This is a genomic window from Alsobacter ponti (assembly GCF_024294805.1).
Taxonomy (GTDB): Bacteria; Pseudomonadota; Alphaproteobacteria; order Rhizobiales; family Beijerinckiaceae; genus Alsobacter; species Alsobacter ponti.
In genome coordinates this window covers 106,163-117,805 of record NZ_JANCLU010000017.1, presented here as the reverse complement: position 1 = coordinate 117,805, position 11,643 = coordinate 106,163, and the positions used below count along the sequence as shown (strand labels likewise).

Genomic DNA, 11,643 nt, shown 5'->3' with positions numbered 1-11,643 from the left:
AGTCGAAGTCTTCATCGATCCGGGCCAGCCGAAGCCAACCCGAACCGCGCAAGGACTCCGCCGTCCGCGTTTCTCTTTCTTCCGATTCAGTTGTCAAAGAGCAGCATCACAAGATGCATCACGACGTCCGCCGACAAAACAAATCCGCTCCAGACCTGGCGGCCTGGCGGCCAATCAGCTCACAGCGAAGATGCCTCATCAGCGCGCCAGCAAGTGGCCCGCCGTTCGTGAGCCGGTTTATAGGGATACCCACCGACCCTGTCAAACGGGTTTTTCGAACTCGCTTCATCTTTCCGCGGATGCCAGCCATGCGCGCCCGAACTGTTTTTTCAGATTGACGGGCCGACTTGCCGCGCCGCGGCAAGCTCCTGAAATCGCGCCCTGTTCGGCCGTTTCTGTTGCGCTGCAACGAAAAAGACCAACTGACGATTCGCCTCTCTGTGTCGTTTTTGCCTCGCGCAAGCAGGATTTTTCGGTTAGCCTTTTGGATAAGCGGCGGCGGTAGCGGGGCGCGTGAAGTCCTCGCGCAGGCGTTTGCAAGGAGAGCGAAGCGGAAAGATCCGCATCTGGCGTCCAACGTGGTACGCGCAACCAGGGAGAGCGCGCCATGCAGACCATGCGAGACCCGGGGCTCGAGGACATGCTGTCCGACCCCCTGATCCAGCTCCTCATGAGCAGCGACCACGTGTGCGCGGATGACGCCCGCGCCCTCTGGACCGAGACGGCCGCCCGACTCCGTGTCCAGCGCAGCTGGGACAAGGTGGCGCAGTGCGGCCGCGAGGCCTCGCGGCCGCCGCACCCGGCGCTTCCCCCTTCGGTGTTCTGACCCGTTCGCGGAGGGGTCGCCTCACCTGTCGCGCGACGAAGACCGATTCCGGATCGCCCCTCGATGACTCGCGGCCGGACGGCTCGGCGTTCGGGATCTGAACGGACGCGCGCCGTCGGGCCGTTCGGTTCGGCATTCGTCGCGTGTTTTGCCCTCCGGATAGGCCGCGACGAAACTCGGCTTCGTGCGTTGTCGGGAGCCCTCCCCCGGAGCCTCCCATGACAACGCCGCAAGCGCTCGCCTTCGCCGTCCTCGCCGGCACGATGGGTTTGTTCGTGTGGGGGCGGCTGCGCTACGACATGGTGGCGACGCTCGCGCTGCTCGTCTCGGTGGGCGTCGGGATCGTACCGCCCGACAAGGCGTTCCAGGGGTTCAGCGACGACATCGTCATCATCGTGGGCAGCGCGCTGGTGGTCAGCGCCGCGGTCGCGCGGTCCGGCGTGATGGAGGTGGCCCTCCAGGCCCTCGCCCCGCGCATCCGCTCCGTCACCGGCCAGGTCGCCGTGCTCGCCGGCGCGGTGACGCTGCTGTCCGCCTTCGTGAAGAACATCGGCGCGCTGGCCATGCTGATCCCGGTCGCGTTCCAGATGGCGCGCCGCGCCAATACCTCCCCCTCGGCGACGCTGATGCCGATGTCGTTTGGCGCGCTGCTCGGCGGGCTGATGACGCTCGTCGGCACCTCGCCCAACATCATCGTGGCGCGGGTGCGGGGCGAACTGACGGGCGAGCCCTTCGGCATGTTCGACTTCGCGCCGGTCGGGGTGGTGATCGCCGCCTCCGGCATGGTGGTCCTGATGCTCGGCCACCGCCTCATTCCCCAGGGCCGCAAGGGCATGGCGACGCTCGATGCGGCGCTGGATATCAAGGATTACACGACGGAAGCGCACGTGACGCCCGGCTCCGTGCTGGTGGGCGCCTCGATCGCCGACGTCCACCGTTTCGCCGATGGCGAGGTGACGGTGACGACGGTGATCCGTGGGGCGGACCGGCGCAGTTCCCCCCTCCCCGACATGCAACTGCGGGAACACGACACGCTGGTTGTGGAGGGCGACCCCTCGGCCCTCGAACGCCTGATCGCGCGCGCCGACCTGAAGCTGACGCGCGAGGACAACACGCCCGACACCGCCGAGGCGACCGACGAGATCGGCGTCGTCGAGGCCATCGTCGGCCCGGATTCGGCGCTGGGCGGTCAGTCGGCGCAGCGCGCCGAACTGTTCCGGCGCTTCGGCGTCAACCTCATCGCGGTCAGCCGCTCCGGCCAGCGCTTCACCGAGAGGCTGCGCAGCATCACGCTGCAGACCGGCGACATCGTGGTTCTGCAGGGCAATCTCACCCGACTGCCCGACACGCTGAAGGCGCTGGGCTGCCTTCCGCTGGCGGAACGTCGCCTGCGCCTCGGGCAGGTCCGGCGCGGCTTCGTCACCCTGTTCATCCTGGCCGCGGCGATGACGCTGACGGCCTTCGGCGTGACGCCCGTGGCGATCGGGTTCTTCGGCGCGGCGGCGGCGATGGTGGCGGTGGGGGCGCTGCCGCTGCGCGACGCCTACGCCGCCATCGAGTGGCCGATCCTCATCATGCTGGGGGCGCTGATCCCGGTCAGCGACGCGCTGCGTTCCACCGGCGCGACCGAGCTGGTCGGCGTCTGGCTGTCGCATGTCGGCGCGAGCCTGCCGCCGGCCGGCATGGTCGCGCTGGTGATGCTGGCGGCGATGGCGGTGACGCCGTTCCTCAACAATGCGGCGACCGTGCTGGTCATGGCCCCCATCGCGGCGAGCTTCGCGAGAGACCTCGGGCTGCGGCCGGACGCGTTCCTGATGGCGGTCGCCATCGGCGCGGCGTGCGATTTCCTCACGCCCATCGGCCACCAGTGCAACACGCTGGTCATGGGGCCGGGCGGCTACCGCTTCGGCGACTACTGGCGACTGGGGCTGCCGCTGTCGCTGATGGTCGTCCTCGTCGGTGTGCCGATGGTGATGCTCGTCTGGCCGCTGCGATAGGCGCGAGGCCCTGCGTGGTCAATCCGGAGGCCGGTCTTCCCAATCGACCCACGCGACACGATGCTTCGCCAGATACCCGCTCACGGCGGCGCCGATGGTTGGGAAAAACGAGTCCTCGCCGAACTGGGCCAGGATGCCGAAGCGGCGCAGCTTGTCCTTGACCGGGTCCTTCAGCTCGGCGAAGTGCAGTTCCACGCCCCGGCCCCGCAGCACGTTTTCGAGATCCAGGAGCACGTCGGCCGCCGTCACGTCGACGCTGGTCACCGGCTCCGCCGCGACCACGAGCCATCGGATCTCGCCCGGGGCGCGGTCGACGGCTTCCAGCGCTCGCTCCCGAAAGAACTCGGCATTGGCGAAGAACAGCGGCGCGTCCCACCGAAACAGCACGAGGCCCGGAACCTGCCGCGCCTGCGGATAGCGGGTGATGTCGTGATAGCCCTTCACGCCGTCGGCGCGGCCGAGAATGGCCGAGTGCGGACGCCAGCCGTCCCACAGGAATTCGATGACGGCAATCACGATGGCGAGGCCGATGCCCGGGATGACGCCGAGCGCGGCGACGCCGACGAGGCACACGATCGACAGCCAGAACTCCCAGCGCTGGATGCGGTGGATGCGGCGCAGGTCCTCCACCTCGATCAGCCCGATCGCCGCCGCGATCACGACCGCCGCGAGCGCCGAGGACGGCAGGTGCGCGAGCAGATCCGGCGCGGCGAGGAGCAGCAGGGCGACAGCGACCGCCCCAACCACGCCGGTGAGCTGCGTGCGCGCGCCCGACGCCTCGGCGACCGGCGTTCGCGACGAGCTGCTGCTGATCGGAAAGCCCTGGAAGAAGCCGGCCGCGAGGTTGGCCGCGCCGAGGCCCACCATCTCCTGGTTGGCATCGACGGGGCTGCGCGTGCGGGCGGCGTAGACGCGCGACAGGACGCTGGTGTCGGCGAACGACACGATGGCGACCGCCAGCCCGCCCGTCACGATGGTGACGGCGTCCTCGAAGCCGATCCACGGAACGGCGAAGCGCGGCAGCCCCTGCGGCAGGGGGCCGAGGATTGCGACGCCTGCCCGGGCGGCGAGATCGAAGAGCCAGACGACGAGCGTGGCGCCGATGACGGCGACAAGGATGCCCGGCACACGCGGATGGCCCTTCAGCAGCAGGATCGTCGCGAGCGTCGCGAGGCCGACCGCGCAGGCGGTCCAGTTGGTCTGGCCCGTCAGGATCGCCTCGCCGATGGACCAGACGTTCCGCAAGGGGCCGTCGCTCTCGATGGAGAACCCGAGCAGCTTGGGCAGCTGGCTGACGATGACGGTCAGCGCGATGCCGTTCATGTAGCCGTAGCGGATCGGCTTCGACAGGAGCTCGGTGACGAAGCCGAGCCGCGCGAGGCCGGCGACGATGCAGACGAGCCCCGACACGATCGCCATCGCGCCCGCGATGGCGACGGCCCGCGCCGGGTCGCCGGCCGACAGCCCCACGATGACGCCGAGGATGATCGGAGCGAGCGAGGAGTCAGGGCCGAGCACCATGATGCGGCTCGGCCCGAAAACCGCGTAGGCGATGAGCGGCACGATGGTGGCGTAGAGGCCGTAGATTCCCGGCAGGCCAGAGGCCACCGCATAGGCGATCCCCACCGGCACGAGCATGGTGGCGAGGACCAGCCCGGCGACGACGTCGTGCCGCAGCCACTCGAGCCGGTACTCGCGCAGGACGGTGATGCCGGGCGTCCATCGCATCCACGATCTGCCCGCCACGCCGTCCCTCCCTCGCGCGCCGGATCGGCGTCCGCGCAGTTTACGCCGCGCTACGGCGCGGCGCGACGGCGTTGTCGGCGGCGGGTCGGCTCAGGCGGGGAGCCCTGTTCAGCGCGCCGTGGGCAGGGCGGCCATGCTTCGCGCCTCCGGTCACGTCAATCGGGCGAGCCGGCGTTCACGCAGTAAAGGCGGTACAGGACGTCGAACAGTCGCTCGGTCCGCTCGTCGGCGATCCGATACCAGACGGTTTGACCGTCCCGGCGGAAGCTCACGAGCCCCTCGTCCCGCATTTTCGCCAGATGCTGCGACAGCGCCGACTGCGACAACCCGACGGCTTGCGAGAGCATGCCGACATTGGCTTCCTTGCGTTCGACGAGCTTGCACAGGATCATCAGGCGCCGCTCGTTCGCCAACGCGCGCAGCAGGCCAGAGACGGCTTTCGCCTGCCGCTCGAACGTCTCCAGATCCAGCTTCTCCGCCGCCATCGGAAACTTTCCTTGATCTCGCCGCGTTTCTTTAGCTAAATCTAATATTCTTCACAAGGCGCCGGATACAGGCGTTCGTCAGGGAGGAGTCGAGGATGGATCGGCGGCAGTTTCTGCATCGCATCGGTCTGGGCGCCACAGCACTGGGAGCCGCTCAATGGGGCGCCTCCCTGGCACATGCGGCGGACAGCATGACGCTGCCATTCGGCGCCGGCGAACGGCCGCTGGTGAAATATCCCCAGAAGCGCCCGCTCCTTCAGATGACCGCGCGCCCGCCGCAACTCGAAACGCCGTTCTCGGTGTTCGACGAGGGCGCGATCACGCCCAACGACGCGTTCTTCGTCCGCTACCACCTCGCCGATATCCCGCAGAGCATCGACCCCGAGACGTTCCGGGTGACGGTCACGGGGAAGGTCGGCAAGGCGCTCTCGCTGTCGGTCGCCGACCTTAAGGCGATGGAGCCGGTCGAGATCGTGGCGGTCAACCAGTGCTCGGGGAACAGCCGGGGGTTCTTCGAGCCGCGGGTCGCGGGCGGGCAACTCGCCAATGGCGCGATGGGCAACGCGCGCTGGCGCGGCGTGCCGCTCAAGGCGATCCTCGACCTGGCCGGCGTGCAGGCCTCGGCGAAGCAGGTCACGTTCAACGGGCTCGACGGCCCCGTGCTCCCGGCCACCCCGGACTTCGTGAAAGCGCTCGACATCGACCATGCCCGCGACGGCGAGGTCATGGTGGCCTATGCGATGAACGGCGAGGACCTGCCCTTCCTGAACGGCTTTCCGCTGCGCCTCGTCGTGCCCGGACATTACGGCACCTACTGGGTCAAGCACCTCAATGAGATCCAGGTGATCGACACCGTCTACGACGGCTTCTGGATGCAGACGGCCTACCGCATCCCGGACAATGCCTGCGCCTGCGTCGAGCCCGGCAAGGCCCCCGCCAGGACGACGCCCATCCAGCGCTTCGACGTGCGCTCCTTCATCACCAACGTGGCGGACGGGGCGAGCCTGCGCGCCGGCTCGGACGTCATGCTCAAGGGCATCGCCTTCGACGGCGGCTTCGGCATCGCGGACGTCGCGGTGTCGACGGACGACGGCGCGAGCTGGACAAGCGCCAGGCTCGGCGAAGACCTCGGACGCTATTCCTTCCGCGAGTGGCGGACGCAGGTCCGCCTTCCGGCCGGCGAGCATGTGCTGAAGGTGCGCGCGATCAACCGGATCGGGCAATCCCAGCCGATGGAGCCGCTGTGGAACCCCGCCGGCTACATGCGCAACGTGGTCGAACGTGTTCGCGTCCTCGCGGCCTGAGAGGTTTCCGATGCGCCAGACATTCACGTTCGCGGCCGTCGCCGCCCTCACCTTCGCCGCGGTCGGCTTCGCCCTCGCGAAGCCCGTCAGCTACGAACTTCCCGCCGAGACCGCGCAGCTGCGGCCGGGACCGGGCCTGGACACGGCCCAGAACAACTGCCTGGCCTGCCACTCGGCCGACTACATGGCCATGCAGCCACCCAAGAAGGGCAAGCCGTTCTGGGAGGCCGAGGTCGTCAAGATGATCAAGACCTACAAGGCGCCGATCAGCGACGACGACGCAAAGGTCATCGCCGACTATCTCGCCGCCGCCTACTGACGCGGACCGCCTCGCGAGGTCGACGCGAGGCGACAAGCAAAGGGCGAGCAAAGGCGAGCGATGACGAGCAAAGACGTGCTCGACACGGGCCAACACGGGCAGGCGTTGGGCAGAGCGCGGCGACGATTACTGCTATAAAATTTCTTATATGGCGTCGACGCTTTGAGTTGGATGGCGAGGCAAGCCAAGTCGCCGGCGCTGAGACACTATAGGCCCATTAGTCGCGTTCATGGCGTGACGAGACCGCGGAGCGACCCGAGCGCCTTAACCGGACAGGACATCCGGAAGCCCTCGCACGCCGCAGTTGCATGTAGCTGCCCTTTGACTGTTTTTTTCCATGGAAACAGACCAACGAGCAGCCAACCGCGCGCCGGCGCGGCGTCACGATGGTCAGAAGGAGCCGGACATGTAGCCGGCGCCCTCGTTTCCCAGGCGGCTGAGGCCGTCCGCCAGGCGTCGCGCCAGTTGTTCGGCGGGCGGGCTCATCGCGCGGGCGGACGGCGCGAGCAGGCCCAGCCGCAGCTTGTTGATTCCGGGAGAAGCCATCGGCCGCCAGGCGACGGTTCCCGCCTCGATTTCGCTGAGAAATCCGAGCCGGGTGAAGAACGCGACGCCCATGTTGAGCATGATCGCGAGCTTCAGCATCTGGATTGAATTGGACATGAGCCGTGGCGTCAGCGCGTCCTTGAAGGCCGCGAAGGCCGGGTCCACCTCGGAGGCCCGCGGCAGCGGGCCCGTCTGCGTCAGCAGGGGATACGAGGAGGCCTCCTCGAGGCTGACGACGAGCCGCGACGCGAGCGGGTGGTCGGCCCGCATCACGGCGCCGATGGGCGCCGGCACCTCGGCCAGGAAGCGGACGGAGGCCGGCGTCCCGCTGACGAAAGTGAAGCCGAAATCGACCTCGCCCGCAGCCACCATCTGGACCACGTCGGTCGGGCCGACGGCGGTCACGGTGTAGTTCACCGCCGGGAAATCGGCGCGGAAGCGGTCTATGGCGCGGGGCAGGAAGTCGACCAGGAGCGAGTCCACCGCCGCGATGCTGACATGGCCGGAGCGGGCGAGCTTGAGATCGTCGATCTCCGCGCGGATGCGGTCGAAGTCGTGAAGCGTTTCGCTGACGTGCCGCAGCAGCAACTCGCCGGCGGTCGTGAGGCGCATCCCGCCCGGGAGACGGTCGAACAGCGGCGTTCCGAAATCCGCTTCCAGCTTCAGGATCTGCCGGTTCAAGGCGCTCGCCGCGACGTTGAGCGAGGCCGCCGCGCGGCGAATGGAGCGGGCGCGCGCCACCTCGCGAAAATAGGTCAGCGCGGCGGCGTGCAGCATTTCAGACCCCGGCGGGCCGGGGCGGCCATGACGCAACGACCGGATGGTCGGCGTCCGTCGTGTGGCGGGCGTCCGCGCCGCCCGGGTTGCCCCAGCCCGTCACCTGCGGTCCGAAGAAATCGCGGTTGATCGCCAGCCAGGGCTCGAGGTCTTGCGGCAGGCGGTCGTCGGCGTGGATGGCGGCGACCGGGCAAACCGTCTCGCACAGGCCGCAGTCGATGCACTCGTCCGGATGGATGTAGAGCGTCCGGCCCCCCTCGTAGATGCAATCGACGGGGCAGGCCTGCAGGCACGCCTTGTCCTTGACGTCGATGCAGGCGTCCGTGATGACGTAGGTCACGCGTCAGCGTCCCTTCCAGACGGGCTTGCGCTTCTCGACGAAGGCGCGCACCCCCTCCTCCGCGTCGTCGGACTGAAGCGCTTCCACCAGCGCGGGCAGCCGCATGGCCTGCGCCTCGGCGGCGGTGAGATGGGCGGTGCGCCGCACCACCTGCTTGATGGCGCGCACGGACAGCGGCGCGCAGGCCAGGATGTCGGCCAGCCATCTCTCGACAGCGTCGTCGAGCCCTCCCGTCGGAGCGACCTCGTTGACGATCCCCATGGCCTGCGCTTCCGCAGCCTTGATGCGCCGGCCGGTCAGCAGCACGCCCATCGCCAGCTTGAAGGGCGCCTGGCGCTGAAGCAGGGTCATGCCGCCGTCGAGCGGCATCCGGCCAACGCGCGCCTCGGGCAGGCCGAAGGTCGCCGTCTCGGACGCGATGACGATGTCGCAGCCCAGCACCATCTCGAAACCGCCGCCCAGCGCGTGACCGTTGACCCGCGCGATCACGGGAACGTCCAGTGTCTCGCGCAGCGCGATTCCGCCGAAGCCCCCTGGACGCGGCATCGCCCAGTATTCCAGGCCGCTCGCCCCGCTGCCGCCCTTCATGTCGGCGCCGGCGCAGAACGCGCGGTCGCCGGCGCCGGTCAGCACCACGGCGCGCACGTCGCGGTCGGCCTCGATCCGCTCCCAGATCCCTTGAAGGGCCTTCTCGGCTTCGGCATCAATGGCGTTGAGCACGTCCGGCCGGTTGATCGTGACCCGCGCGACGTGGTCCCTGACTGCGTACTCGATCGTCATCACGCCACCTTGTCCCCCCGAGACACGCCGAATTCCGCCAGCACCTCGGCGGTGTGCTGGCCGAGTTCCGCCGGCGGAATGCGGATCGTGACGGGCGCGTCGTCCAGGTGGACGGGCGAGCCGACCACCCGCACCGTCTCGATCCGGTTCGTCGTCTCGAGGATCATCCCGTTGACGCGCGTCTGCTCGTCCTCAAGCGCCTCGCCCAGGGTCCGCACCGGCGCGCAGAGCAGGTCCTGCTCCTCCAGCTTCGCGAGCCAGTAGGCCGTCGTGTTCGTGCCGAAGCGCTCCCGGAAGATCGCCTGCAGCGCGGCCTTGTTCTGCACCTGCATCTCATGGCCGATGAAGCGCGGGTCGTCGTGGATGTCCGGCAGGCCGAGAGCGACGCCGATATCGCGCAGCGGATGGGCCTTGAACGCCCCCACCAGCACCAGCGCTCCGTCGGTCGTCTCGAACACGCCCGTCAGCGGCATCGCGCCCCAGTTCACCTCGCGCCCGCGCATCATGTGGGCGGCAGCTTCCTGCGTCTGCGCGGCGAGCATCGAATCGTAGAGCGACACGCTCACGCGCTGGCCCCGACCGGTCTTGCCCCGCTGGATGAGGGCGAGCAGGACGCCCTGGACGAGGTGCATGCCGGCCGAATAATCGGCGAAGGTGGTCGAGTAGATCGACAGCGGGTGGCTGTCGTTGGACTTGCGCGCCATCACGCCGGACAAGGCCTGCGCCAGCACGTCCTGGCCGCCCTTGTGCGCGTAGGGGCCGCTCAGTCCGAAGCCGGTGCCGACGGCGTAGATGAGCCGCGGATTGCGCGCTTTCAGAACGTCCCAGCCAAAGCCCATCCTCTCCATCACGCCCGCGCGGAAATTGTTGACGACGACGTCCGCCTCGTCGAGCAGCCGCAGCACCGCCTGCCGGTCCTCGTCGCGGCGCAGGTCGAGCACGATCGAGCGTTTGTTCCTGTTGAGCGAGCAGTAGACGGGGCCGGTCAAGCCGGCCGGATCGTTCGGAAACGAGGTCCGCGACAGGTCGCCGCTCGGCGGGCGCTCGACCTTGATCACGTCCGCGCCAAAGTCGGCCAGCACCTGCGTCGCCACCGGACCCATCATGACCTGGGTGAAATCGACAATCTTGACCCCGGCGAGCGGGAGTTCGGCAGCTGCGTTCACGCGGCGGTCTCCATGATCTTGGCGTTGGCTGAAGGCGCGTCGCCGGGGTCGCCGCCCTGCGCGCGGACACGGGCGCAAATGGCGGCGGGATCGACTTGCCTCACGGGAATGCCGCTCTTTACGGCCAGCGCGGCCGCCACGCCGGCGGACTGGCCCATCGACATGCAAGGAGGAATCTCCCGCGACATTTTCTGGGCCGCCTCGGTAGCGGAGTAATGCCGCCCGGCGACGATGAGCCCGTCCACCTCGCGCGGCAGCATCGAGCGATAGGGCGTGTAGTAGTCGCGGCCGCGCGCCACCGTGTCGGCGAAGTGGACGCGGTCCATCACGTCGTCCTTGGTGACGACATACTCGCCCTCGAGCAGGCGGGTGGTGCGCACTCCCAGCTGCGGCGCGACGTCGACGACGAACGCCTTCGCGAAGCCAGGCATGTTGGCGCGCACGAAATCGACAAGCGCGTAGATGCGCTTGCGCCCCTCGAAATCGGCGCGGGTGAGGTCCTCAACCTTGAGGGCGTCGAACCCAGTCATGTGAGGGCAGTTGCACCACACGACGCCGGGCAGCGGCGTCTTCAGCCACCAGAAGTCCCACGATCCGCCCATGACGCGCTTGGCCGCGCGGTCGATCCGGGCATAGGCGTCGGGATCGGCCTCCTGGAAGCGCTCGACCTCGTCGGTCTCCACGCCGCCCAGGCGGAACACCGTCGTCACGATGTACTTGCCCTCGTTGAATTTCGCTCCGGCGGCTGCCGCAACGTCGAGATCGCCCGTCGTGTCGATCACGACATCGCCGAGGATCGCCTCGCGCCCCGCCTTCGTCTCGCAGATCACGCCGACGATCCGCCCGTCCCGCACGATGGCCTTGGAGAACCACGAGTGGAGACGAACGTTCACGCCGGCTTCGGCGATCATCTCGTTGGAGACGCGCTTCCAGCCGTCCGGGTCGAAGGCGGCGGCCATGACGATGGGCTGGGGCTTGCTCTGCGCGCGGAAATCGAACGCGCCCCAGCGCGCCCAGCGACGATAGACATCCCACCCCTGCCGGCGATCTTCCGGTGGAGGAAACACGGCAGCGCCGACCTTGGCCATGCGCTCGATCATCTCCATGCAGACGCCCTGCACGGTGATCTCCTGGCCGTTGTGCATGTCGTCGAGCACGAGCACCATGCCGCCCGAGGCGAGGCCCCCGAGGTAGGGATAACGCTCGACGAGCGTCACCGAGCAGCCCTCGCGACGCGCCGCCAGCGCGGCCGCGAAACCGGCGGGTCCGCCGCCGACCACGACGACGTCAGTGCGGGCGGCGACGCGCGCGGAACCCGGCTTTTCTTCGATGCGATCGGGAGAGGTCATGCGTCCTC

At 68.5% G+C, this 11,643-nt stretch carries 12 protein-coding genes; 5 read left to right on the top strand and 7 right to left on the bottom strand.

Features of this window, described 5'->3' with window-relative positions; genetic code table 11:
* The 3 genes from NK718_RS16570 to NK718_RS16560 form a co-directional block, all read left to right on the top strand.
* Window positions 1–505 (top strand): hypothetical protein (locus NK718_RS16570; protein ID WP_254744511.1); only part of this gene is annotated, 505 nt, incomplete at its 5' end.
* A 102-nt stretch (window positions 506–607) separates the two neighbouring features.
* Window positions 608–826, top strand: a complete 219-nt coding sequence (locus tag NK718_RS16565; protein WP_254744509.1) for a hypothetical protein — start codon at window positions 608–610, stop codon at window positions 824–826.
* A gap of 218 nt (window positions 827–1,044) precedes the next feature.
* The gene (locus NK718_RS16560) at window positions 1,045–2,823 is read left to right on the top strand and encodes an SLC13 family permease (RefSeq protein WP_254744507.1); all 1,779 of its coding nucleotides are present in this window, start codon (window positions 1,045–1,047) and stop codon (window positions 2,821–2,823) included.
* Window positions 2,824–2,841: 18 nt separating this feature from the next.
* On the opposite strand, the gene NK718_RS16555 is transcribed toward NK718_RS16560, so the two are convergent.
* Both NK718_RS16555 and NK718_RS16550 read right to left on the bottom strand, forming a co-directional pair.
* Window positions 2,842–4,551: a SulP family inorganic anion transporter gene (locus tag NK718_RS16555; protein ID WP_254744534.1), complete on the bottom strand. Its 1,710-nt coding sequence runs from the start codon at window positions 4,549–4,551 to the stop codon at window positions 2,842–2,844.
* A 173-nt stretch (window positions 4,552–4,724) separates the two neighbouring features.
* Entirely contained in the window at window positions 4,725–5,054 is a 330-nt protein-coding gene (locus tag NK718_RS16550; RefSeq protein WP_254744504.1) for an ArsR/SmtB family transcription factor, read from the bottom strand.
* A gap of 95 nt (window positions 5,055–5,149) precedes the next feature.
* Between NK718_RS16550 and sorA the strand changes: the two genes are divergently transcribed.
* Window positions 5,150–6,358 (top strand): SorA family sulfite dehydrogenase catalytic subunit, encoded by a 1,209-nt coding sequence (gene sorA / locus NK718_RS16545; RefSeq protein ID WP_254744502.1) that lies wholly within the window; start codon window positions 5,150–5,152, stop codon window positions 6,356–6,358.
* A gap of 10 nt (window positions 6,359–6,368) precedes the next feature.
* Window positions 6,369–6,677 (top strand): SorB family sulfite dehydrogenase c-type cytochrome subunit, encoded by a 309-nt coding sequence (gene sorB, locus NK718_RS16540; RefSeq protein WP_254744500.1) that lies wholly within the window; start codon window positions 6,369–6,371, stop codon window positions 6,675–6,677.
* Window positions 6,678–7,067: 390 nt separating this feature from the next.
* Here sorB and NK718_RS16535 read toward each other — a convergent pair whose 3' ends face one another.
* Genes NK718_RS16535 through NK718_RS16515 form a run of 5 tightly spaced genes read right to left on the bottom strand, consistent with a single transcriptional unit; the run spans window position 7,068 to window position 11,635 of the window.
* Complete coding sequence (locus tag NK718_RS16535; protein WP_254744498.1) at window positions 7,068–8,000, bottom strand: LysR family transcriptional regulator; 933 nt, start codon at window positions 7,998–8,000, stop codon at window positions 7,068–7,070.
* A gap of 1 nt (window position 8,001) precedes the next feature.
* Window positions 8,002–8,340, bottom strand: coding sequence for a ferredoxin (gene fdxA, locus NK718_RS16530; protein WP_254744496.1), 339 nt, complete (start codon window positions 8,338–8,340; stop codon window positions 8,002–8,004).
* 3 nt (window positions 8,341–8,343) lie between these two features.
* Entirely contained in the window at window positions 8,344–9,120 is a 777-nt protein-coding gene (locus NK718_RS16525; protein WP_254744493.1) for an enoyl-CoA hydratase-related protein, read from the bottom strand.
* Window positions 9,120–10,286: a CaiB/BaiF CoA transferase family protein gene (locus tag NK718_RS16520; protein WP_371877310.1), complete on the bottom strand. Its 1,167-nt coding sequence runs from the start codon at window positions 10,284–10,286 to the stop codon at window positions 9,120–9,122. The genes NK718_RS16525 and NK718_RS16520 overlap by 1 nt, the downstream gene beginning before the upstream one ends.
* A complete protein-coding gene (locus NK718_RS16515) occupies window positions 10,283–11,635 on the bottom strand; it encodes an FAD-dependent oxidoreductase (protein WP_254744491.1) in 1,353 nt (450 codons plus the stop codon). Before NK718_RS16515 ends, NK718_RS16520 begins: the two co-directional genes overlap by 4 nt.
* Between the last annotated feature and the right edge of the window lie 8 nt (window positions 11,636–11,643).